The following is a 23,005-nucleotide window of genomic DNA, read 5'->3' on the forward strand; positions in this document are numbered from 1 at the left end:
CGGATGGGGTCGGTGACGGGAGCGGGCGCTCCGCGGAGCGCAGCGGGCGCACCGCGTCGGAACACGGCGCGGCTGCTCCGCCTGGTGCACGAGGAGGGGCCCGTCACCCGCGCCGAACTCACCCGCCGCACGGGCCTGAACCGCTCGACGACGCTGGCGCTCGTCGGTGAGCTGGTCGCGCTCGGCCTGGTCCACGAGTCCGAGAACCCGGCGCCGGGCGCGGTGGCCCCCACGGTCGGGGTGGGGCGCCCCAGCCCCGTCGTCCGTGCCTCGGCCGACGTCGTCGCCGTCGCCGTCACGGTCGAGATCGACGCCGTCACGGTCGCGCTCGTCGGGCTCGACGGCAGCATCCGGCACCGGGTGACCTCGCCGGCCGCATCGCGCCCGAGCGCCCCCGAGGCCGTCGCCGCCGTGGCAGCGCTCCTCGACGACCTGGCCGAGCGGATGCGGCCGGTCCGGACGGTCGGCATCGGCGTGTCCATCCCCGGCACCGTCCGCGTCGAGGACGGCCTGGTCCGGTACGCCCCGCACCTCGGGTGGCGCGACGAGCCGTTCGCGCAGCCCCTCGCCGCCGCGACCGGCCTCCCGGTGCGCGTGGCGAACGACGCCAACCTGGGCGCCCTCGCCGAGCACCTCTACGGCAGCGGCCGGGGCGTCAGCGACCTCATCTACCTCAACGGCGGCGCGTCCGGCATCGGCGGCGGGGTGATCAGCGCCGGTCGGCCGCTCAGCGGCGCCGACGGGTACGCCGGCGAGCTCGGACACACGTTCGTCGCCGACAACGGGATCCGCTGCCACTGCGGCGCGTTCGGGTGCCTGGAGACCGAGGCCTCACGCGCGGCCCTCGTCGCCGTGACCGGGGTCGCCGCCGACGACCTGCCTGCCCTCGCCGTCGCGCTCGACACCGGCGGGCCCGCGGTGCAGGCCGTCGTGGACCGCCAGGTCGCGGCGCTCGCCACCGGCCTGCGGAACGCGATCCACTCCGTCAACCCCGAGGTCGTCGCGCTCGGGGGGTTCCTCGGCACGCTGCTCGGCCACGTCGGGGACCGCATCGTCACCGCGGTGCGGGCACAGTCGATGGCCGCCATGGCCGATCGTGTCCGCATCGTGCCCACCGCCCTCGGTCCCGACGTCCTGCTGCGCGGTGCAGCCGAGATCGGCTTCCGTGACCTGCTCGACGACCCAGAGTTCTCCCCGCAACAGGAAGTGACCACCCCATGAGCACCACCACCCCGCAGTCCGACACCCAGCGTGTCAGCGTCCTGCTCGGTCAGGACGACCTGACCGTCGAGGACCGCCCCGTCCCCGCCGTCGACCCCGGCGACGTGCTCGTCCGTGTCGCCGCCGTCGGCGTGTGCGGCTCGGACGTCCACTACTTCCGGCACGGCCGCATCGGCGACTTCGTCGTCGAGGAGCCGCTCGTGCTCGGCCACGAGCTGTCCGGCACCGTCGTCGCGGTGGGCGAGGGGGTCGACCCGTCGCGCGTCGGGGAGCGCGTCGCCATCGAGCCGCAGCGCCCCTGCCACCGCTGCGCGCAGTGCCTGGCCGGCCGCTACAACCTCTGCCCGCACATGCGCTTCTACGCGACGCCCCCGGTCGACGGGGCCTTCGCCGAGTTCGTGACCATCGAGGCCGAGTTCGCCCACACCCTGCCCGACTCCGTGTCGTTCGAGGCCGGTGCTCTGCTCGAGCCGCTGTCCGTCGGCATCGCCGCCGTCCGCAAGGCCCGCATCGTCCCCGGTTCGTCGGTGCTCATCGCCGGTGCCGGGCCGATCGGGATCATCTGCGCGCAGGCAGCCCGGGCGTTCGGCGCGACCCGCATCGTCATCAGCGACCTGGTCCCCGAGCGGCGTGAGCGTGCCCTGTCCTACGGCGCGACCGAGGTCGTCGACCCCACCGCGGTCGACGTCACCACGGACATCGCCCCGGTCGACGCGTTCATCGACGCCAGCGGCGCACCCCGTGCGGTGTCCGACGGGATCAAGGCGGTCGGTCCGGCCGGCGCCGCGGTGCTCGTCGGTCTCGGCAACTCCGAGATGACGCTGCCGGTCGAGCACATCCAGAACCTCGAGGTCACCGTCACCGGCATCTTCCGGTACACCAACACCTGGCCGGTCGCGATCGAGCTCGTCGCGTCGGGGCAGGTCGACCTGGACTCGCTCGTCACCGGGCGCTACGGCCTCGACGACGTGCGACAGGCCCTCGAGAGCGACACCGACCCCGAGTCGCTCAAGTCCGTCGTGTACCCGGGCGGCGTCCCCGCCTGACCCGCGCCCCGCGCGGCATCGCACTCCGCTGCGCGCATCACGCCCCGCGCGGCATCGCACCCCGCTGCGCGCATCGCGCCCCGTTCCTGCGGGGCGCGATGCGCGAGTGGGGGTGCGATGCGCCCGTCAGCGCGCCACGGGGCGCACGGGAGGCCCGACGTGCGACCGGCACCGGACCTCCCGTCCGCCGTGTGGCCCGGAACGGGGCCACCGGTGCGTCACCGGGACGCGCTACGGTTCGCGCATGACCGTCGCTCCGCCGCCGCAGCGCACCGATCGTCGCGCCCTCGTGTCCTGGGCGCTGTGGGACTGGGGTTCCGCGGCCTTCAACGCGGTCGTCACGACCTTCGTCTTCAGCACCTACCTGGCCAGCCGCGCCTTCGTCGACCCCGCCATCGTCGCCGCCGAGGACACCTCGGCCGCGGCGAAGCAGGCGGTCGAGCGCGAACTCGCGCACAACGCGGGCGTGGTCTCGACGGCGCTGACGATCGCCGGGATCGTCGTCGCGCTCGTCGCGCCCGCGGTGGGCCGGCTCGCCGACTCGTCCGGGCACCGTCGCCGCTCGGTGCTCGTCGCCACGATCGGCGTCGCGCTGTCGATCGGTGCGATGGTGTTCGTCGCGCCCAGCGAGCCGTTCCTGGTGCTCGGCGCGGCCCTCATCGGCATCGGCACCGTCGCGTACGAGATCGCCTGCGTCGGCTACAACGCCATGCTCGGACAGGTCGCCACCGGCCAGAAGACCGGCCGCGTGTCCGCGATCGGGTGGGCGGCAGGCTACTTCGGCGGCATCGTGCTGCTGGTCGTGCTGCTGGTGCTGTGCATCCAGGACTTCGGCGCCGGCGACACGGCGGGGCTGTTGCACCTCCCCGCCACCGTGGCCTCCGGGCAGTGGGACGTGCGCGTTGCGATCGGCATCGCGGCGGTCTGGCTCGCGGTCAGCTCGATCCCGCTGTTCCTGGTCGTCCCCGAGGCACCCGCGGACCCGACCCGCCGCGGCACCCTGTGGTCGGCCTACCGCGACCTCGGGCGCGACATCGCCCGGCTGTGGCGCGAGCGCCGGAACGTGCTGTCGTTCCTGGTCGCCAGCGCCGTGTTCTGCGACGGCGTCGGGGGCGTGTTCACGTTCGGCGGGATCATCGCCGCGCAGGTGTTCGGGTTCAGCGCGTCCCAGGTCATCCTGTTCGCGATCGCCGCCAACATCGTCGCCGGCATCGCGACCTTCGCCTCGGGCCGGCTGGACGACCGGTTCGGGTCCCGCATGCTCATCATGGTCTCGCTCGTCGGGCTGGCGGTGTGCGGTGCGGCGGTGTTCTTCGTCGGGTCGGCCCAGGTCGGCTTCTGGGTGCTGGGGTTGGCGCTGTGCGCGTTCGTCGGCCCCGTGCAGTCCTCGTCGCGGGCCTACCTGAGCCGGCTGGCGACCCCCGGCCGCGAGGGTGAGCTCTTCGGCCTGTACGCCACCACCGGGCGGGCGGCGTCGTTCATCGCGCCGGCGATGTTCGGGATCGCCGTGACCCTCGGGGGCTCCACGCGCTTCGGCATCATCGGGGTCGTGGTGGTGCTCGTCGCGGGGCTGGTGCTGATGGCCTTCGTGCGGGACGAGGGGCGCGCCGCGCGCTGAGGCCGTGGTGGTCGGGCGCTGAGCAGGCGTGGTCGGGCGGCGTGCCGGCGCAGGAATGTGACGGCGGTGCGACGTTTCCGCTGTCGTGCGACGTCGGTGGTGTCGTGCGGGTGGGTGCGTGCCGATGGTGCGACGTTTCCGCTGTCGTGCGACGTCGGTGGTGTCGTTCGGGTGGGTGCGTGCCGATGGTGCGACGTTTCCGCTGTCGTTCGACGTCGGTGGTGTCGTGCGGGTGGGCGTGTGCCGATGGTGCGACGTTTCCGCTGTCGTGCGACGTCGGTGGTGTCGTTCGGGTGGGTGCTTGCCGATCGTGCGCCGTTTCCGCTGTCGTGCGACGTCGGTGGTGTCGTGCGGGTGGGGACGGGTCGGTTGCGGGGGTCCGCGCGGACTCCGCACGAGTCCCCGATGCGTTGGTGCGCCGCAGTCGGGTGGGCCAGGATGGGGGCATGACCGACCAGCGGATCGCCGTCGTCGTCCTCGCCGCCGGGCAGGGCACGCGCATGAAGTCCACGACCCCGAAGGTGCTGCACCGGATCGCCGGGCTGCCGCTCGTCGCCCACGTGCTGCGCACCGCCGAGTCCCTCGAGCCCGAGCACATCGCCGTGGTCGTCCGGCACGAGCGCGAGCGCGTCGCCGCCGAGGTCACCGAGCGCGTGCCGGACGCGATCGTCGTCGACCAGGACGAGGTCCCCGGCACCGGGCGTGCTGTCGAGGTCGCCGTCCAGGCCCTGCCGGCCGACTTCGACGGGGCCGTCGTCGTGCTCTCGGGGGACGTGCCGCTCGTCGACCCCGCATCGCTCCGTCGGCTGGTACAGGTGCACGCCGACGCGGCCAACGCCGTGACGTTCCTCAGTGCGATCGCACCCGACCCCACCGGGCTCGGCCGGATCCTCCGCGACGACCAGGGCGCCTTCGTGGGCGTCGTCGAGCACAAGGACGCGACCGACGAGCAGCGCACGATCACCGAGGCGAACGCGGGCATCTACGCGTTCGACGTCACCCACCTGCGCGCCGTGCTGCCCCAGCTCACGACCGAGAACGTGCAGGGCGAGATGTACATCACCGACGCGCCGTCGCTCATCGCGGCCCGCGGCGGACGCATCGACGTGCTGCGCTTCGACGACCCGTGGCTGCTCGCCGGCATCAACGACCGCGCACAGCTGGGCGACGCCGCCCGTGTGCTCAACGACCGCATCGTCCGCGCGCACCAGCTCGCCGGGGTCACCGTGCAGGACCCCCGGTCGACGTGGATCGACCTGGACGTGACGATCGAGCCCGACGCCGAGATCCTCCCGGACACGCAGCTCATCGGCGCCACGGCCATCGCCGCCGGTGCCGTCGTCGGACCGGGCACCACGCTCCGCGACACCGAGGTGGGCGCTGGTGCCACCGTGAACCGCGTCGACGCCACCCTCGCCGTCATCGGGGACGGGGCGTCGGTCGGGCCGTTCGCCTACCTGCGCGCGGGCACCGTGCTCGGCGACGGCGGCAAGATCGGCACCTTCGTCGAGACCAAGAACGCCACGATCGGTCGGGGCAGCAAGGTCCCGCACCTGTCGTACATCGGCGACGCCGAGGTCGGCGAGGACTCGAACATCGGCGCGAACACGATCACCGCGAACTACGACGGTGTGCACAAGCACCGCACCGAGGTCGGGTCGCACGTCCGTACAGGCTCGCACAACGTGTTCGTCGCCCCGGTTAGGATTGGGGACGGGGCGTACACCGGTGCAGGTACGACCGTCCGCAAGGACGTGCCGGCCGGGTCGCTCGCGATCAGCTACGCCCCACAGCGCAACACCGACGACTGGGTCTCGGAACACCGACCCGGCACGCCGGCGGCCGAGGCGGCTCGGCGCGCGCACGGAGCATGACACCTTCTCGACGGCCACCCGCCGTCACACGGGGACCCGGATCCGGGTCCTCGGACACACGGCCCCGTGGGGCCAGGGAGTGAGTACGGCACTTGTCCGGAATCAAGACAACCGGCCAGAAACGACTCGTCCTCGTCTCCGGGCGAGCACATCCCGAGCTGTCGAGGCAGATCGCTGAGGAACTCGGCGTCGACCTCGTCCCGACCGACGCCCGCACCTTCGCGAACGGCGAGCTCTACGTCCGCTTCGACGAGTCCGTCCGCGGCTGCGACGCGTTCGTCATCCAGTCGCACACCGCCCCGATCAACGAGTGGCTCATGGAGCAGCTCATCATCGTCGACGCGCTCAAGCGTGCCTCGGCCAAGCGCATCACCGTCGTTGCGCCGTTCTACCCGTACGCGCGGCAGGACAAGAAGGGCCGCGGCCGTGAGCCGATCTCGGCGCGCCTGGTCGCCGACCTGTTCAAGGCCGCCGGCGCGCACCGGATCATGAGCGTCGACCTGCACGCGGCTCAGATCCAGGGCTTCTTCGACGGGCCCGTCGACCACCTCTTCGCGATGCCGGTGCTGCTCGAGCACTTCAAGGCGATCCTCGACCCGTCGATCCTGACGGTCGTGTCGCCCGACATGGGGCGCGTCCGCGTCGCGGATATCTGGTCCGAGAAGCTCGGTGCGCCGCTCGCCATCATCCACAAGCGGCGTGACCCGCTCGTGCCGAACCAGGTCACCGTGCACGAGATCGTCGGGGACGTCTCGGGTCGCTGGTGCCTGCTCGTCGACGACCTCATCGACACCGGCCGTACGATCGCCAAGGCCGCCGAGGCGCTCAAGGCCGCTGGTGCGATCGGCGTCGTCGTCGCTGCGACGCACGCCGTGTTCTCCGACCCGGCCACCGAGCTGCTGCAGAGCGAGTTCATCGACCGCGTCGTCGTCACCGACACGCTGCCGGTGCCGGTCGACAAGCGCTGGGACCGACTCGAGATCCTGCCGATCGCGCCGCTGCTGGCCCGCGCCATCCACGAGGTCTTCGACGACGGGTCCGTCACGTCGATGTTTGACGGCGCAGCGTAGCGGAGCCGTCGAACCAATGGGCACAGCCGACGGCGCATCACCACGGGGCGGACGCAACGAGCCTGCGCGACGTTCGTGACTCCCACCGCCCGTGACGCCCTCGCCGCCCGACTCCGGGCGGCGGGGAGCGTCTACGCCGAGGACGAGGCCGACCTCCTCCTCGAAGCCGGCGACGGTGACCCGGTCCGCCTCAGATCGATGCTGCAGCGACGTCTGCGCGGGGAACCCCTCGAGGTCGTCCTCGGCTGGGCCGCCTTCGACGGGCACCGGATCCGCGTCGTGCCCGGGGTCTTCGTACCGCGGGCCCGGTCGACGGTGGTCGTCGACCAGGCCGCCCGGCTGCTGCACCGCTACGACCGGGTGGTCGACCTGTGCTGCGGTGCGGGCGCGATCGCCGTCGCCCTGCTCGAGCGGGTCGGTGCACTCGACCTCGTCGCGTCCGACATCGACCCCGACGCCTCGGACGTCGCGGCCGAGAACATCGGCGACCGCGGCATCGTCGTCACCGGTGACCTGTTCGCTCCGCTGCCCGCGCGGTTCCGCGGCGCGGTCGACGTCATCGCGGTGAACGCCCCCTACGTGCCCACCGAGGCGATCGCGACGATGCCGACCGAGGCCCGGGACCACGAGCACCGGGTCGCCCTCGACGGCGGACACGACGGGCTCGACCTGCACCGTCGGATCGCGGCGGGCGCCGGGGAGTGGCTGTGTCCGGGTGGCGCCGTGGTCATCGAGGTCTCCGACGGACAGGCCGAGGCGTCAGCATCGGCGTTCCGTGCTGCGGGCTTCGTGACGCGGGTCGAGCGGGACGACGCCGTGGACGGCACCTGCGTGGTGGCGAGCCGACCCGTGTGACGCGCACCGGGCCTCCAGGCCTGGTGGTCAGCGAGCGCTGATCGTGATCGTGTCCCAGCCGGTTGCCCCGTTGGGGGCAGGCGGACGCTGGACGCTCGTCTGGACCTGTCCGTCGGTGCTGACCGCGCGGACACGGACCTCGTGGTCTCCCGAGGTGGCGGTCCAGCGGTACACCCACTGCCGCCAGGTGTCGGCGGACACTGATGCGGCGAGTTCGGCGTCCTGCCACTCGGCACCGCCCACCTTGACCTGCACCGCCTTGACGCCGGTGTGCGGCTGCCAGGCGACCCCGGCGATCGCGACGCGGTCGCCGACCGTGACGCTCGTGCCGTTCGCGGGGGTGTCGATCCGCGACTCGAGCTTGACCGGCCCCCGCTCCGACCACCCACGGGGCGTCCAGTAGCCCTGCGCGTCGGCGAAGCGGGTGACCTCCATCTCGGTGACCCACTTCGTCGCCGAGACGTACCCGAACAGGCCCGGCACGACCATGCGGACCGGGAACCCGTGCTCGGCGGGCAACGGCTGCCCGTTCATGCCGACCGCGAGCATGGCCTGTGTTCCCGTGTCCTGCAGGACGTCGAGGGGGGTGCCGGCAGTGAAGCCGTCGATGCTGCGGGAGAGCACCATGTCGGCGTCGCCCGTGGGCTTCGCTCGCGCCAGCAGCTCGCGGATCGGGTAGCCCAGCCACAGTGCGTTGCCGATGAGGTCGCCGCCGACCTCGTTCGAGACGCAGCTCATCGTGGCCATGTGTTCCTCGAGCGGGAGGGCCATCAGCTCGTCCCAGGTCAGTGTGACCTCGTTCTCGACGGCGCCGTGGATGCGCAGGCTCCAGTCGGCCGGGTCGATCGACGGCACACGCAGGGCCGTGTCGATGCGGTAGAAGTCGGCGTTCGGGGTGACGTAGGGGGTGAGCCCCGGGACGTCGAGCGACGCACCCGCCGGCACGGCTGGTGCCGCCGTCGCGGGAGCCGGGAGGCGCACCGACCGTCGGATCGCCGCCGTGCGTTGCATCGCGGCCGACCCGAGCCGCGAACCGGTCCCGACCACCAGCGCGAGTGCGCCCGCGGTCACCGTCCATACGATGAACGACCGGCGCTCGGGGCGCGCTGCGTCGGTGCGGGTCGGCGTCTGGGCGACGGTCTCCCAGCGGCGCAGCCGGGTGACGAGGGGACGCAGGACGCCGATCGCGGCGCCGACGCCGAGCACCGATGGCAGGCCGTCCCACATGCCCGACCCGGACCGGGTCGTGACGGCGATGAGCGAGAGGGCGCCACCGAGCGCGAAGACCATCGCGCCGAACGGCGGTCGGCGGCGCTCGAGGATGCCGGCACCCGCGGAGATCGCGACCATGAGGACGCCCATCAGCACGAACAGCGCGACCTTGTCGCCCGTGCCGAACAGGGAGACCATCAGGTCCTTCGCGCCGGCGGGGGCCAGGTCGATGACCGCGCCACCGACGGCCACGAGCGGGCTGCCGGCTCCACCGAGGAACAGTGCGGCGAGTTCGGCCGCGGCGAGGAAGGCCAGGGCGGCGACGACGCCGGAGGCCGCGGCCAGCAGGCGCGGCCGCATCGACGTTCGACTGGTGGGCACGGGAGGATGCTACGTCCGGTGGTCTGGGACCCAGCCGCGTCCGGCATCCGAGTTCCTCAGGGTGCGGTGCCGCTGCCGCGGTCGCCGTGCGAGGATCAGGGTGTGCTGAGGCGTCGCGACCGTGTTCCGCGGGATCCGCACGCCCGCCGAGCGATGTCGCCGGACGGCCGCCTGCTGGTCGTGCGGTGGATCGTCGTCGGCGTCTGGGCTGCACTGCTCGTCGCGCGCGTGGTCGTCGTGGCGCGCAGCCCGGAGACGGACCTGACGTTCTTCGGCATCGCCGAGGTCGCGGTGATCGGCATCGGCGTCGCCGTCGTCCTGGTCGGGATCGTCCGCATGCAGGGCCTGCGGCGCCGGCGCGAGGACGAGTCCCTCGCCTTCGCCATCCGCCGGATCGATCCCACCGTGTGGCTCGTCCCGGCTGCACCGACCGCGGAGCTGCGCGAGGTCGTGCGGGAGAACCGTTCGGACGTCGCGCTCGGCCCGCGTGTGACCTGGGCGTTCGGCGCGACCGAGGCGTCGCTCTGGGAACTCGACGAGCGACGGGCCACACGACTGCTCGTGGTCCGGTGGAGCCGTGTCATGCACATCGGACTCGAGGACGTGCCGGCACCGGGCAGCCGCGACGCGTGTGCGATCGCGATGCACTACGTGCGGCCCGACGACTCCACCGCGGTCGCGACGTTCCACGTGCGCACTGCGCCGGGGTCGAGGCGTCTGCTCGGCCGCGGTCCGAAGCTCGAGCGGCTGCTCGCGGAACTGGCGCGGGAGCGCATCGTCGCCTGAGTCCGGGCCGAGTCCGCCCGGATGAGGCACCGCCAGCGGACGACGCCCCATCCGGGCTGACTGTTCTCAGTGGGTGGAGGGCTCCTGCTCGACCTCGCGACGGTCGTCGTCCGACCACAGCGTGTGGAAGGTGCCGTCCTTGTCGATGCGCTGGTAGGTGTGCGCCCCGAAGAAGTCGCGCTGTCCCTGGATCAGCGACGCCGGCAGCCGGTCGGACGCGAGCGAGTCGTAGTACGACAGCGCCGACGAGAACCCCGGAGCAGGGATGCCCGACGCGGCTGCGATGCCGACGATGCGGCGCCATGCGGCTTCGCCCTCGGCGACGGCGTTCGCGAAGTACGGGTCGACCAGGAGGGACTCGAGCTCCGGGTTCTTGTCGTAGGCCTCGACGATGCGGTTGAGGAACTGGGCGCGGATGATGCAGCCGCCGCGCCAGATCTTCGCGACGTTGCCGAGGTTGACGTCCCAGTCGTACTCCTTGGCCCCGGCGATGATGAGGTCGAACCCCTGGGCGTACGCGACGACCTTCGACGCGTAGAGCGCCGCGCGGACGTCGTCCTCGAAGGTGTCCGGGACCTGGGCGACCTCGGGACGGCTCTGCACCGACCGCTGGACCGCTGCGCGCTGCGAGGGCTTGGAGGACACCGCGCGGGCGAACACAGCTTCACCGATGCCGGACACGGGGATGCCGAGACCGACCGCGTTCTGCACGGTCCACACGCCGGTGCCCTTGGAGCCCGCTTCGTCGCGGATGACGTCGACGAGGGGCTTGCCGGTGTCGGCGTCCTGCTGCTTGAGGACTTCGCCGGTGATCTCGATCAGGTACGACTCGAGGTCGCCTTCGTTCCACTTGCTGTAGATCTCGACGAGCTCGTCGACGCTGTGCCCACCGGCGCGACGGAGCAGGTCATAGGACTCCGCGATCAGCTGCATGTCGGCGTACTCGATGCCGTTGTGGACCATCTTGACGAAGTGGCCGGCACCGTCGGTGCCGATGTGCGTCACGCACGGTTCGCCCTCGGCGACCGCGGCGATGGACTTCAGGATCGGGCCCAGGGTCTCCCACGCTTCGTCCGAGCCGCCGGGCATGATCGACGGGCCCTTGAGCGCGCCTTCTTCACCGCCGGAGATCCCGGTGCCGACGAAGTTCAGGCCCTGCTCGCGTAGGTCGTGCTCGCGGCGGATGGTGTCGTGGAAGTTCGCGTTGCCGCCGTCCACGATGATGTCGCCCGCTTCGAAGCGCTCGGCGAGCTGACCGATCACCGCATCGGTGCCCTTGCCTGCCTGCACCATGATGATCGCGGTGCGGGGCTTGGAGAGCGACGCGACGAAGTCGTCGATGTCCTCGGACGCGATGAACCCGGCGTCACCGTGTTCCTGCATCAGCTCTTCGGTCCGTGCGTAGGTGCGGTTGTAGACCGCGACCGTGTTGCCCTCGCGCGACGCGAGGTTGCGGGCGAGGTTCGACCCCATCACCGCGAGTCCCACCACGCCGATGTTCGCCTGTCCGTTGCTGTCTGCCACCATGGTCTCCTTCGTCCTGACGTCGCGATGTCGACGCCCTGGCGCGTGCAGCGCCGGTGTCGGTGTCCTGCGGCCAACCTACGGATGCTCGCCCGGGAACGCACGAGAGTTGCGGCAACCTGTGCAAGGTGTCCACCGCACTCCATACGGTGGAGGGATGAGCGACCGAACCGTCCCGCCGCCCGTCATGGTCATGGGGGTCTCCGGCTCCGGCAAGTCGACCGTCGGCGAGGCCCTGGCACGTGCCCTCGCGGACCGCGGCGAGCCCGCCGAGTTCGTCGACGCCGACGGCCTGCACCCCGCCGCCAACAAGGAGAAGATGCGCCAGGGCACGCCCCTGACCGACGAGGACCGCTGGCCCTGGCTCGACGCCTGTGCGGCGCGGATCGCCGAGGTCCAGGCCACCGGCAAGCGCTGCGTGATGGCGAACTCGGCGCTCAAGCGCGCGTACCGCGACCGGCTCCGGGTGACCGCGCCCGACCTGGTCATCGCCTACCTCGACGGTTCGCGGGACCTCATCGCCGAGCGGCAGTCGCACCGGCACCACGAGTACATGCCGAACTCGTTGCTCGACTCGCAGTTCGCGACGCTCGAGCGTCCCCAGGCGGACGAGGCCGCGGCCTCCGTGTCGATCCACGGGTCCGTGGACGAGACGGTCGCCGCGATCCTCGCCGCCCTGCCGTCCGTCACTTCCGACTGAGCTCCGACAGCCGCGCGCGGTACTCGTCGGCGCCGATCTCACCACGGGCGAAACGGTCGGCGAGCACGGACCGCGCGTCTGCCAGGGCACGCCAGCTGCCGCGGCGGAACACCCCGAAGACCAGGAACACGACCAGGAACGCGACGAAGAAGAACACGGGGAACACGAAGAACGGGAACCCGCCGCCGTGCCAGTAGGGCGCGGTGGCAGCGAGGGTGGTGAGCATGGTGACCTCCTGGGTCGGATCCGGTGCCGCAGTTGCGACCCTCCAAGACTCCGGTCGGGAGGCCCGCCCCGCGTCCGTCGCCGAGGCCCACTTCGGCCTCCTCCCGCGGTCGCAGGGCCCGGCTCCCTCCACAGGGACGTACTCCCGGTGGAGTAGTCCACAGGTCCACCGTCGGCCCGATGCCACGCGGGACGGGCGACCCTAGAGTCGGAGCATGACCACCGACACGCCGGCCACCGAGCCGCACGGACCCCGCGCCTGGCGAACCGGGCCGCGACGGTTCGCGCGCGTCGGCCGTGTCGTCCCGGTGGCCCTCGTGCAGGTCGGTGGGACGATCGCCGCCTCGCGCTGGTCCGGAGGCGTGACGGACGGGTCGGGACCGCCCTGGGCACGTGGCAGCGCGGCGGGTGCAGCACCGGTCGAGCTCGTGCCGCTCGCCGTCGTGCTGCTCGTCGCCGGGGTGGTCGTGCTGCCGTTCCGGTGGCGCTGGCCCGTCGCCGTGCTCGCCGTGACCCTGGGCACGACCATCTGCTTCGCCGTGGTGGTCAGTCCGCGCGGGCCGTTCGTCGCCGCACTCACGATGGCGCTGGCGAACGCCTGGTTCCGGGGGCACCGGACCAGCGTCTACGTCGCAGCGGGCATCGCTCAGGTCGTCCTCCCGACGGCGGACACCCTGACCGACCGTGCGGCGTTCCCGAGCGTGATGACCCTGACGCTCTGCCTGGCTTGGCTCACCGCGACGATCGCGATCACCGAAGTCGTCCGGGTGCGGGTGCAGCGCGCCACTGAGGCCCGTCGTGCCCGCGCCGCGGCCGAACGCGCCCGTGCCGACGACGAACGCGTCCGCATCGCCCGGGAACTCCACGACTCGGTCGCACACAGCATGTCCCTGATCAACCTGCAGGCCGGGGTCGCGCTGCACCTCGGCGGGGCGCTGCCCGAGCCGACCCAGCAAGCCCTGACGAGCATCCGCGACACGAGCAAGCAGGCCTTGGTCGAGCTCCGGACCGTGCTGGGCGTGCTGCGAGCAGTCGACGCCGACGTGGCCGAGCGCACCCCGACGCCCGGACTCGCCCGCGTGTCCGACCTGGTCGAGCGTGCCCGCGCTGCCGGGCTCGACGTCACGGCCGAGGTCCACGGCGACCCGTCGGCGATCGACGGGGTGGTCGACCGCAGCGCGTTCCGCATCGCGCAGGAGTCGATCACGAACGTCATGAAGCACGCGCCCGACCACCGCGCGACCCTGACGGTCGACATCGGGAACGACGTGGTCGACCTGGTCGTCGTGGACGAACCGACCGCGGCGTCCGACTCCGCGAGCCGTGCCGCGGGGGCGCCGTCGGCCCTGTTCGGGGAATCCGGCAACGGGATCATCGGCATGCGCGAACGTGCCGCCGCGGTGGGCGGCGAACTCCGCGCCGGACCCCGACCGGACGGCGGGTGGACCGTCGTGGCGCGCCTGCCGTCCGGGACACCGGAGCAGGACGCATGACCGATCGCCTCGCCGACCCCGTGGCCACCCCGGCATCACCGATCCGTGTGGTCCTGGCCGACGACCAGGTCCTCATCCGCGCTGGCCTCCGTGCCCTCGTCGACGCCGAGCCCGGCATGACCGTCGTGGGTGAGGCCGGCGACGGTGACGCCGCGGTGCAGATCGCCACACGTGAGCGCCCGGACGTCGTGCTTATGGACATCCGGATGCCCGGCATCGACGGGCTCGCGGCGACCCGGCGCATCTCGGCCGACCCGGCACTGGCCGACGTCCACGTCGTGGTCCTCACCACCTTCGAAGAGGACGACTACGTGTTCGAGGCCATCCGCGGTGGCGCCGCAGGGTTCCTGGTCAAGGACACCGAGCCTGCCGAGCTCCTCCGCGCGATCCGGACCGTGGTCGCGGGGGAGTCGCTGCTGTCCCCGGGCCCCACCCGTTCGCTCGTCGAGGCCTTCGCGACCCACGCCAAGTCGGCGGCACTGGCACCGGGGCTCGACGTCCTGACCGATCGTGAGCGTCAGGTGATGCGGCTCGTCGCTGCCGGGCTGACCAACTCCGAGATCGCCGAGCGGTTGTTCGTCAGCCCGACCACCGCGAAGACCCACGTCTCCCGCGCGATGATCAAGCTCGGTGCGCGGGACCGTGCCCAGCTCGTGGTGTTCGCCTACGAGACGGGGCTGGCGACGCCCGGGTGGCAGGCATGACCGACCTGCTGGAAGACGACACCAGTATTGATGCCATCTGGTGCATGGCGATGACCCTGCGACTCGACGACACCGAATCCGACGCGCTCCGCAAGCGTGCCGAGTTCGAGTCGCGATCGATGCAGGAAGTCGCTCGCGAAGCCATCCGCGAGTACATCGAGCACCACAGCCGCAGTGACCTCATCGACGGGATCCTCGACCGTGAGTTGCCGCGGTACGCCGAGGCACTCGACCGCCTCGCACAGTGATCCCTGTCGCACCGTGATCCCTGTCGCACCGTGATCCACCTGACCCACGACGAGGCGCTGCACGTCGTCCAGCGCACCGTGGGACCCGATGCCGTGGTGCGCGACCCGGGGCTGTTGCAGGCCGCGGTCGCCCGACCGGCCGCGACGGTGGGCGGACAGGACGCGTACCCCACCCTCGCCGACAAGGCCGCGGCCCTCGTCCATTCGACGGTCTGCAACCACGCGCTGGTCGACGGCAACAAGCGGCTCGGGCTCATGGTGTTGATCGTGTTCCTCGGGGTGAACGGCCGCACACTGACGATGTCGAACGACCAGGCGTACGCGTTCATCGTCGCGATCGCCGAAGGACGACTCGACGACGTCGACGACGTCGACGCCATCGCCGGGCAGCTCCGCGGGGCGGTGGCGCCGACCTGAACCACCGCGCAACGAGATCGTGGAGCAGCCTCGGCTCCGGACAACGCGCGGTCCAAGGGTCAGGATCGTTCCATGGGGATCGTGGTCCGCGCAGCGACGTCGTTCGACGACGTCCGGACGATGGTCGGGCCGAAGCGGCCTGACGCCAACGTCTGCTGGTGTCTGAGCTACCGCATCCCCTCGCGCGAGAACCAGCAGCTGAGCGGGACGGCCCGCGGTGACCGGGTCCGTGAACTCGTGCGGCAGGACCCGCCACCCGGGGTCCTGGCGTACGACGGCGACGAGGTCGTGGGATGGGCTGGCGTCCATCCGCGGCCCGACACGACGTTCGCCCGGAACCGCCGGATCCCGCACCTCGACGACCCCGGCGACACCAGCGTGTGGAGCGTGTGGTGCATCCGTGTCCGCCCCGGGCGCCGCGGGCAGGGCATCTCGCATGCGCTGCTGGACGGCGCGGTGCGATTCGCGGACGAGCACGGTGCGCGGGCGATCGAGGGCTACCCGGTCGACAACGGGTCCGCGAAGGTCGACCTGACGATGGCCTACGTCGGGACACGTCGGCTGTTCGAGCGAGCGGGCTTCGAGCACGCGGCAGACACCACCTCGGTGCTCAACGGCTTCCCACGAGTCCTGATGCGCCGGATCCTCCGGTGAGCGTCGCAACGCCTGGCAACGCACGGCAACGACGCACGGTACGGCGGTCGGGGAGCAGCATGGCCGCATGGCCTTCAGCGGGATCGGCATCGTCGCCGGCGCAGCACTGACCGACGCCGTCCGCCGAGCGGGTGCGGACCACGTCGAACCCGGCATCGCGGGCAACCTGGTCCATCGTGACGGCGACAGGTGGCTGCGCGATCCCGCCTACGACGACGAACGGTTCGGCTCGTTCGCCCTGTTCGTCCCGCCTGACCTGCCGCTCCTGACCGCCGACCCCGACGTGGTCGACGGGTACTTCGGCGCGGTGGTGCCGATCGTCGCCTCGGTCGCAGCGCCCGGGGCGAGGATCGTGTTCGGCTCGGGGACCGCGCGGACGGCACCGCCGGACATGCCGATAGCTCAGGCCTACGAGCGCTTCGCCCGGGTGGTCCGGGTCGCGCGGGACCTCGGGGCCGAGCAGGACCTGAGCATCGTGCTGGAACCGCTGAACCACGACGAGACGAACGTGGTCCACACGATCGAGCAGGCCGTGGCGTTCCTCGACGCCTTCGAGCTGCAGGGCGTCGGTGTGGTCGCCGACCTGTTCCACGTGCAGGCCGAGCGCGAGTCGTTCGACGTCGTCCGGTCCCTGGCCGACCGGATCGGGCACGTGCACGTGTCCGATCGGGATCGCCTGCCGCCGGGCGCGGGGGACTGGCCGTGGCCGGAGTTCCTGGCGGCGGTGCACCAGGGCGGGTACCGCGGCCCGGTGTCGCTGGAATGCCGGTGGTCCGACGACCCCGAGCCGCAGATGGCCGCCGCACTCCGCGACGTCCGCGCCGCGGCCCCGTACTGACTCCCTCGTGCGAGGACGATCGCCCCGTGCCGCGGATCAGCGCAGCACGGGGCGGCCAACCTCGCACCCGGCGAGACGGCACCGGCACCGGCACCGGCACCGGCACCCGCGCAGCGTCAGAGCTTGAACGTGGCCTTCGGGATGTCCGACACGATGCGCTGGGCGGTGCGGACGGCGTCCTCTTCCGAGACCTGGTGCGTGACCACGAGCGACGCCAGGTACGCGGCATCGGCACGCCGAGCCATGTCGTGCCGAGCGGGGATGGAGCAGTACGCCCGGGTGTCGTCGATGAAGCCGGACGTCTTCGTGAACGACGCCGAGTCGGTGATCGCGCCGCGGTACCGCCCGATCGCCGCCGGGGTGTCGATGAACCACCACGGCGCGCCGGCGTACACGGCGGGGTAGAAGCCGGCCAGGGGCCCGATCTCGCGCGAGAACACGGTCTCGTCGACCGTGAACAGCACGATGTGGAAGCCGGGCGCGGTGCCGAACGCCTCGAGCAGCGGGCGGAGCGGCTCGGTGAACGCACCGACGGCGGGCAGGTCGTGCCCGGTGTCGGGGCCGAAGCGCTCGAGCGTCGGGGTGTGGTGGTTCCGGATGACACCGGGGTGGAGCTGCATGACGAGTCCGTCGTCGACGCTCATCTCCGCCCAGCGGAACAGCATGTCGTGCCGGTACGCCACGGCGTCGGCCGCTGCGACGTCCCCGCGCAGCGCCTCGGCGTGGATGCGCTCCCGGTCGGCAGCGGGCAACGGCGTCGACCCGGCGTCGATGACCCCGGTGTCGGTGGCGGTCGCGCCGTGCTCGATGAAGTACCGGCGGCGAGCACGGAGTGCCGCCAGCAGGCCGTCATGGTTGCCCGTGTCGATCCCGGCTGCCTGTCCGATGGACGCGACCACGGTCCTCCAGTCCGGTCGGGACGGGTCGAAGACCGCGTCCGCGCGGAAGGTCGGCAGCACGCGACCGCGGAAGCCCGGGTCGGCTGCCAGCTGCGCGTGCGCGGCAAGGTCGGCGGTCGGGTCGTCGGTGGTGGCGAGCACCTCGATGCCGAACGCGTCGAACAGCGCACGGGGGCGGAAGGACGGCTCGAGGAGCGCCGAGGCGATGTGGTCGTACTGCGCGTCGGCGTTCGCGGCCGACGGCTGCCGGTCGAGGCCGAACACGTCGTGCAGTTCGGTCTCGAACCAGTACCGGACCGGGGTGCCGAGGAAGTCGTCCCAGTGCTCGGCGAGACGGCGCCAGATCGCGCGACCGTCAGCCGGACCGTCTCCGCGGCCGAGGGCGTCGAGCGGGACGCCGTTCGCGTGCAGCAGCCGCAGGACGTAGTGGTCCGGCGTGACGAGCAGCGCGGCCGGGTCCGGGAACGGCTGGTCCGCGGCGATCATCGCGGCGTCGACGTGCCCGTGGGGCGAGATGACCGGGGCGTCCGCGACCGCCTGGTAGACGGTGCGGGCGATCGTGCGCGTCGCCGGGTCGGCCGGGAACAGCCGGTCCGGGTGCGGCGCGAGCACGGCGGGCGTGGTGGCGGTCGTCTGGGACATCGTCGACCCTTTCATCAGGAGGTCGGGGTGGGCGCGGGGCCGGTGGACTCGCGCACGGTCAGGTGGGTGGGGAGTGCCACTGCGCCGCGCATCCGCTCGCCGGGGAACTGCTCGGCCGGGATCGCACCGAGCCGCCCGAGCAGCATCGTGATGGCGACGCGGCCGGCGCGTTCGATCGGGGACGTCATCGTGGTGAGCGGCGGGTTGCAGAAGTCGGCGCCGAAGATGTCGTCGCAGCCGACGATGCTCATGTCCTGCGGGACCCGCACGCCGCGTTCGCGTAGTCGCCCGAGCATGCCGATCGCGATCAGGTCGTTGAAGGCGATGCAGGCGGTGGCCCCCGCGTTGACGGCGGCGTCGGCAGCGGCGGCACCCGAGTCGACGAACGGCGCGTGCGGTCCGATGCGGGCGACGCGGACGTCGAGCCGGTTGGCGACCTGCACCAGGGCTTTCCACCGGCGTTCGTTCGACCACGAGCTGTCGGGGCCGGCGACGTAGAGCACGTCCCGGTGCCCGAGCGAGACGAGGTGCTGCACGGCCTGCTCGACACCGCCGGGGGTGTCGATCAGCACCGAGGGGACGCCGGCCGGACGGCGGTTCACCACGACCAGGGGCGTCCGCTCCGCGTACCGGGCGATCTGCGTGTCGGACAGTCGCGATGCGGTCAGAACCACGCCGTCGGCCTTGGCGGAGATCGCACTGAGGGCAGCCATCTCGGCGTCGGGCGACTCCTGGGTGTCGACGAGCAGCTGCGTCCACCCCGCTGCGGCGAGCTGGTGCTGCGTGCCGCGGATGACGTCGAAGTAGAAGGGGTTCGTGATGTCGGACACGAGGACGGCGACCGCCCGCGTGCGACCGGACGTCAGGGCCCGCGCCTGCGAGTTCGGGACGTAGCCGAGCTCGCGCGCCGCGTCCTGGATCCGCTGCTGGGTCACGCGGTTCACGCGGTCCGGCATCGACAGGGCTCGGGACACGGTCGAGGGGGCGACCCCGGTCGCGTCGGCGACGTCACGGATCGTGACCCGACGGAGCGTGTCGGGTCCTCGGGGCGACGAGTCGGCGGTGCGCCGGGTGGCGTCGGTCTCGGTCATCGTGCCTCCGATCGTCGGACGTGGTGGCGCCGCGGCACGGGCGTGACCCGGCACGAGGACCGGGGCGGCGGTGCTCCGGTGCCCTGACGCTATTCGGATCTGGCAACAAGTGGCAACCGGTTGCCGGTTGTTGCCACCGGCGGGACAGTGGGTGCACCACCGGCAGCGTTGCCCGTGGACGCTTCGAGGAGGAACCCCCATGAAGACACGGACCCTGATCGGTTCCGTGGTCGTGGTCGCCCTCGCCGCGCTCTCGCTGCAGGGATGCGCGATCGTGAACGGCAGCGGCGACGACCCGAACACCCTCCGCGTGATGATGGGCGCGGACACGACCTACCCCAAGGAACGCAAGCAGTGGCAGCAGGACACCGCTGCCGAGTTCAAGCGCACCACCGGCGCGGACATCCAGTGGGAGACGTACTCCTCGGCGCAGGAGGAACTGACCGCCATCCAGACGAGCGTCATCTCCGGCCAGGGCCCGGACGTCTACGCGATCGGCACGACGTTCACCCCCACCGCCTACGCCACCGGCGCCTTCGTCCGGATGGGTGCGAAGGAGTGGAAGGCGGTCGGCGGCAAGGACCAGTTCGACCCGGCGTCGTTCGGCATCTCCGGTCCGAGCGCGTCGAAGCAGATCGGCATCCCCTTCGCCAGCCGCCCGTTCGTGATGGCGGTCAACAAGGACCTGCTCGCGAAGGCGGGCATCACCGAGATGCCGACGACGTGGGACCAGCTGACCGCCGACGCGAAGGCCACGACGAGCGGTGACGTGCACGGCATGGCGATCGCCTACGCCGACGGCTTCGACCCCTGGAAGTTCATCTGGGGCATGTCCGAGAACGCCGGCAACACGCTGGTCGACGGCACGAAGGCCGAGCTCGACGCCCCGGCGGTGCAGAACGCCTACCGCACCTACTTCGACTGGGTCACGAAGGACGGTGTCGTCGACAAGTCCGCGATCGGGTGGAACAACGCCCAGGCCCTGGCGCAGTTCACCGAGGGCAAGGCCGCCTTCTTCCCGATGACCACGACCACGGCGATCAACTCGTTCGCGGGCACGAAGATCGACGGCAAGTACGAGTTCGCGCTGCTGCCGACCGTGCCCCCGGGCGCCACCGAGCGTCCGGCCGACGGCATCGAGGCCGCCAGCATCCTGTCCGGCGACAACTTCGTCGTGGCGGACTACGGCACCAAGCAGGACCTGTCGTTCGACTTCATCAAGCAGGTCAGCAGCAAGCGGGCCCAGCTGGAGTACTACAAGCTCTTCGGCAACCTGCCGACGAACGCCGACGCGGCCAAGCAGCTGGCGGACGACAACCCGCAGCTCAAGCCGATCATCGACGCCGGCAAGCTCTCCAAGCCGACCGCGTTCACGGGCGCCTGGTCCGACATCCAGCTCGCGCTCGTCGACGTCGTCGTGCAGTCGATCCCGTCGCTCAAGGGCGGCGAGGTCACCGACGACCAGCTCCGGAAGCGTCTGCAGGACGCGCAGAAGGACGCCCAGTCCACGCTCGACCGGCAGAAGAACGGAGGTCTGTGATGACCGCCACCGAGACACGCACGCCCGTGCAGCACCCGCAGCGGACCGTCCGCCCGCACGGCACCACCCCGCTCTACAAGAAGGAGCGCCCGCTCTGGATGCTCATCCCCGGCGGTGTGCTCATGGCGGCGATCATCGTGGTGCCGCTGCTGGTCGGGTTCTTCATCGCGATGCTCGACCTCGACCAGTACACGCTCCGGCAGTGGTTCAGCGCCCCGTTCGTCGGGTTCGCGAACTTCGCCGACGCGATCACGGACTCGCCACTGCTGCACTCGATCTGGATCTCGTGCTCGCTCGCGGTCCTCGTCACCGCGGTGACCGTGCCGATCGGCGTCGCCGCGGCGATCTCGACGCAGAACCGGTTCCCGGGTCGTGGGCTGGTCCGCTCGATCTACCTGATCCCCTACGTGCTCCCCGCCTTCGTCGTCGGCACGTTCTTCCGCACGATGCTGCAGCCGCAGGGGGTCGTGAACGCGATCTTCCACACCGACGTGCTCTGGCTGAACGGTGCGGCGTCCTACTGGGCGCTCGCCGCGGTCATGGTGTGGACGTCGTGGCCGTTCGTGTACCTGCTGAGCCTGGCGGGCCTCCAGGCAGTGGACCTGGAGGTCCACGAAGCGGCGTCGCTCGACGGCGCGACCTGGTGGATCAAGCTGCGCTACGTGGTCTTCCCCTACCTGCGGGGGCCGCTCAGTCTGGCGGTGATCATCGCGATCCTGCACAACATCAACAACTTCACGCTGCCGTTCGTCCTGTTCGGCATCCCGCTCCCGTCGAGCGTCGAGGTCATGCCGGTCCTGACGTACATCGCCAGCTTCCAGTCGTTCCGCTTCGGCCTGTCGGCCGCGATGGCGATCTGTTCGCTCGTGATCGTCGCCATCCCGCTGTTCGTCTACCTGCGAGCGGTGCAGCTCGACACCGGCGACGACGCCGGGCCCAACCGGAAGCAGCGCCGCGCCGACCGCGCCACGCTCGCCGCCCCGGCCGCCGCCGACATCGAGGGAGCACGCGCATGAGCGGCTACAGCGCGACCCGGACCCGCCCGACGGCGACGCTCACCGAGAGCATCACCTCGACCGGCAACACGAAGCGCCACAAGCGTCCGTACGACACCGACGTGACCCGGCTGCTGCCCAGGTGGCTCCTGGTCACCGTGATCGCGGTCATCATCGCGTTCATCGCCGTCCCGGTGCTCTACATCGTGTTCGGTTCGGTGAACTCGGACGTGGCGGTCGCCCGCGGCGAGTACTTCCCGTCCGAGTTCACGCTCGCGAACTACGTGGACATCTGGTCGACGGTCGCGCTCGGCCAGGGCCTGGTGAACAGCATGCTCACCGCCGGCGCGGTCGCGGTCGCGAGTGCGGCGCTCGCCGTGTCGACGGCGTACGTCCTGGTCCGGTTCCGGTTCCTCGGGCGCCTGACCTTCCTGCGCGGCCTGCTCGCGCTGCAGTCGATCCCCGGGACCCTGCTGCTGCTGCCGGTGTTCGTGGTGTTCTCGAACATCGCGAGCGCCACCGGCGTGCAGATCATCGGCACGCGCTGGGGCCTGTTCGTCACGTACCTGACGTTCGCGCTCCCGTTCTCGACGTGGGTGATGGTCACCTACCTGCGCGGGCTCCCGAAGGAGCTGGAGGAAGCGGCGCGCATCGACGGTGCGTCCTCGACGAAGATCCTGACGAAGATCGTGCTGCCGCTGTCGTGGCCGGGCATCGTCGTCTCGGCGATCTTCGCGTTCCTGCTCGGCTGGAACGACGTGCTCTTCTCCACGATCATGACGACCCCGAACACGCGCACGGTCGCGGTGGTCCTGCAGGTGCTCGGCACCACGCAGGAAGGCGGCGCGGTCCCGATCTACGGCCAGATGATGGCCGCCTCGATCGTGTGCGCCGTCCCGGTGGTCGCCCTCTACCTCATCTTCCAGCGCTACCTCGTCGGCGGTCTGACCGCCGGCAGTGTGAAGTAGCGCG

Annotated in this window: 22 protein-coding genes; 17 read left to right on the forward strand and 5 right to left on the reverse strand. The window is 71.5% G+C overall.

The window, feature by feature from the left end:
* Positions 1-3: 3 nt before the first annotated feature.
* The 6 genes from DEJ13_RS03980 (at position 4) to DEJ13_RS04005 (ending at position 7,684) form a co-directional block, all read left to right on the forward strand.
* Positions 4-1,221, forward strand: a complete 1,218-nt coding sequence (locus DEJ13_RS03980; protein WP_056122508.1) for an ROK family transcriptional regulator — start codon at positions 4-6, stop codon at positions 1,219-1,221.
* Positions 1,218-2,267, forward strand: coding sequence for an NAD(P)-dependent alcohol dehydrogenase (locus DEJ13_RS03985; RefSeq protein WP_111106902.1), 1,050 nt, complete (start codon positions 1,218-1,220; stop codon positions 2,265-2,267). Before DEJ13_RS03980 ends, DEJ13_RS03985 begins: the two co-directional genes overlap by 4 nt.
* Before the next feature lie 244 nt (positions 2,268-2,511).
* Entirely contained in the window at positions 2,512-3,885 is a 1,374-nt protein-coding gene (locus DEJ13_RS03990; RefSeq protein WP_111106903.1) for an MFS transporter, read from the forward strand.
* A 446-nt stretch (positions 3,886-4,331) separates the two neighbouring features.
* Positions 4,332-5,759 carry a bifunctional UDP-N-acetylglucosamine diphosphorylase/glucosamine-1-phosphate N-acetyltransferase GlmU gene (gene glmU / locus DEJ13_RS03995; RefSeq protein ID WP_056122499.1) on the forward strand — a complete coding sequence of 476 codons (1,428 nt, stop codon included), beginning with the start codon at positions 4,332-4,334 and terminating at the stop codon, positions 5,757-5,759.
* Positions 5,760-5,851: 92 nt separating this feature from the next.
* Complete coding sequence (locus DEJ13_RS04000) at positions 5,852-6,829, forward strand: ribose-phosphate diphosphokinase (RefSeq protein ID WP_056122497.1); 978 nt, start codon at positions 5,852-5,854, stop codon at positions 6,827-6,829.
* Between the two features lie 75 nt (positions 6,830-6,904).
* Positions 6,905-7,684, forward strand: coding sequence for a putative protein N(5)-glutamine methyltransferase (locus DEJ13_RS04005; RefSeq protein ID WP_111106904.1), 780 nt, complete (start codon positions 6,905-6,907; stop codon positions 7,682-7,684).
* Positions 7,685-7,711: 27 nt separating this feature from the next.
* On the opposite strand, the gene DEJ13_RS04010 is transcribed toward DEJ13_RS04005, so the two are convergent.
* Entirely contained in the window at positions 7,712-9,256 is a 1,545-nt protein-coding gene (locus DEJ13_RS04010; RefSeq protein ID WP_111106905.1) for a molybdopterin-dependent oxidoreductase, read from the reverse strand.
* A gap of 174 nt (positions 9,257-9,430) precedes the next feature.
* On the opposite strand from DEJ13_RS04010, the gene DEJ13_RS04015 reads away from it, so the two are divergent.
* Positions 9,431-10,063 (forward strand): hypothetical protein, encoded by a 633-nt coding sequence (locus DEJ13_RS04015; protein ID WP_111106906.1) that lies wholly within the window; start codon positions 9,431-9,433, stop codon positions 10,061-10,063.
* A 66-nt stretch (positions 10,064-10,129) separates the two neighbouring features.
* Here the strand turns inward: DEJ13_RS04015 and gnd are convergent, their stop codons facing one another.
* Positions 10,130-11,590 carry an NADP-dependent phosphogluconate dehydrogenase gene (gene gnd / locus DEJ13_RS04020; RefSeq protein ID WP_111106907.1) on the reverse strand — a complete coding sequence of 487 codons (1,461 nt, stop codon included), beginning with the start codon at positions 11,588-11,590 and terminating at the stop codon, positions 10,130-10,132.
* Between the two features lie 154 nt (positions 11,591-11,744).
* On the opposite strand from gnd, the gene DEJ13_RS04025 reads away from it, so the two are divergent.
* A complete protein-coding gene (locus DEJ13_RS04025; protein ID WP_111106908.1) occupies positions 11,745-12,287 on the forward strand; it encodes a gluconokinase in 543 nt (180 codons plus the stop codon).
* Here the strand turns inward: DEJ13_RS04025 and DEJ13_RS04030 are convergent.
* Complete coding sequence (locus tag DEJ13_RS04030; RefSeq protein ID WP_056122478.1) at positions 12,274-12,513, reverse strand: SHOCT domain-containing protein; 240 nt, start codon at positions 12,511-12,513, stop codon at positions 12,274-12,276. The two genes, DEJ13_RS04025 and DEJ13_RS04030, sit on opposite strands and share 14 nt — an antisense overlap.
* 214 nt (positions 12,514-12,727) lie before the next feature.
* Here DEJ13_RS04030 and DEJ13_RS04035 point away from each other — a divergent pair, with 214 nt between their 5' ends.
* The 6 genes from DEJ13_RS04035 to DEJ13_RS04060 all read left to right on the forward strand — a co-directional run bounded on the left by DEJ13_RS04035 (position 12,728) and on the right by DEJ13_RS04060 (position 16,866).
* Complete coding sequence (locus DEJ13_RS04035) at positions 12,728-14,005, forward strand: sensor histidine kinase (RefSeq protein ID WP_111106909.1); 1,278 nt, start codon at positions 12,728-12,730, stop codon at positions 14,003-14,005.
* Positions 14,002-14,709 carry a response regulator gene (locus DEJ13_RS04040; RefSeq protein ID WP_111106910.1) on the forward strand — a complete coding sequence of 236 codons (708 nt, stop codon included), beginning with the start codon at positions 14,002-14,004 and terminating at the stop codon, positions 14,707-14,709. Before DEJ13_RS04035 ends, DEJ13_RS04040 begins: the two co-directional genes overlap by 4 nt.
* Positions 14,706-14,957, forward strand: coding sequence for a YlcI/YnfO family protein (locus tag DEJ13_RS04045; protein WP_258374097.1), 252 nt, complete (start codon positions 14,706-14,708; stop codon positions 14,955-14,957). Before DEJ13_RS04040 ends, DEJ13_RS04045 begins: the two co-directional genes overlap by 4 nt.
* Positions 14,958-14,987: 30 nt before the next feature.
* Positions 14,988-15,374, forward strand: coding sequence for a type II toxin-antitoxin system death-on-curing family toxin (locus DEJ13_RS04050; protein ID WP_111106911.1), 387 nt, complete (start codon positions 14,988-14,990; stop codon positions 15,372-15,374).
* 72 nt (positions 15,375-15,446) lie between these two features.
* Entirely contained in the window at positions 15,447-16,028 is a 582-nt protein-coding gene (locus DEJ13_RS04055; protein ID WP_111106912.1) for a GNAT family N-acetyltransferase, read from the forward strand.
* A 67-nt stretch (positions 16,029-16,095) separates the two neighbouring features.
* Positions 16,096-16,866 (forward strand): sugar phosphate isomerase/epimerase family protein, encoded by a 771-nt coding sequence (locus DEJ13_RS04060; RefSeq protein ID WP_111106913.1) that lies wholly within the window; start codon positions 16,096-16,098, stop codon positions 16,864-16,866.
* A gap of 116 nt (positions 16,867-16,982) precedes the next feature.
* Here DEJ13_RS04060 and uxaC read toward each other — a convergent pair whose 3' ends face one another.
* Together uxaC and DEJ13_RS04070 are read right to left on the reverse strand one after the other, a co-directional pair.
* Complete coding sequence (gene uxaC, locus DEJ13_RS04065) at positions 16,983-18,407, reverse strand: glucuronate isomerase (RefSeq protein ID WP_111106952.1); 1,425 nt, start codon at positions 18,405-18,407, stop codon at positions 16,983-16,985.
* A gap of 14 nt (positions 18,408-18,421) precedes the next feature.
* The gene (locus DEJ13_RS04070) at positions 18,422-19,498 is read right to left on the reverse strand and encodes a LacI family DNA-binding transcriptional regulator (protein WP_181437029.1); all 1,077 of its coding nucleotides are present in this window, start codon (positions 19,496-19,498) and stop codon (positions 18,422-18,424) included.
* Positions 19,499-19,697: 199 nt separating this feature from the next.
* On the opposite strand from DEJ13_RS04070, the gene DEJ13_RS04075 reads away from it, so the two are divergent.
* Genes DEJ13_RS04075 through DEJ13_RS04085 form a run of 3 tightly spaced genes read left to right on the forward strand, consistent with a single transcriptional unit; the run spans position 19,698 to position 23,001 of the window.
* Positions 19,698-21,038, forward strand: coding sequence for an ABC transporter substrate-binding protein (locus DEJ13_RS04075; RefSeq protein ID WP_111106914.1), 1,341 nt, complete (start codon positions 19,698-19,700; stop codon positions 21,036-21,038).
* Entirely contained in the window at positions 21,038-22,054 is a 1,017-nt protein-coding gene (locus DEJ13_RS04080; RefSeq protein WP_056122460.1) for a carbohydrate ABC transporter permease, read from the forward strand. The genes DEJ13_RS04075 and DEJ13_RS04080 overlap by 1 nt, the downstream gene beginning before the upstream one ends.
* Positions 22,051-23,001 (forward strand): carbohydrate ABC transporter permease, encoded by a 951-nt coding sequence (locus DEJ13_RS04085; protein WP_258374098.1) that lies wholly within the window; start codon positions 22,051-22,053, stop codon positions 22,999-23,001. The genes DEJ13_RS04080 and DEJ13_RS04085 overlap by 4 nt, the downstream gene beginning before the upstream one ends.
* Positions 23,002-23,005: the final 4 nt, after the last annotated feature.

It is taken from the genome of Curtobacterium sp. MCLR17_007 (genome assembly GCF_003234655.2).
Classification (GTDB): domain Bacteria; phylum Actinomycetota; class Actinomycetes; order Actinomycetales; family Microbacteriaceae; genus Curtobacterium.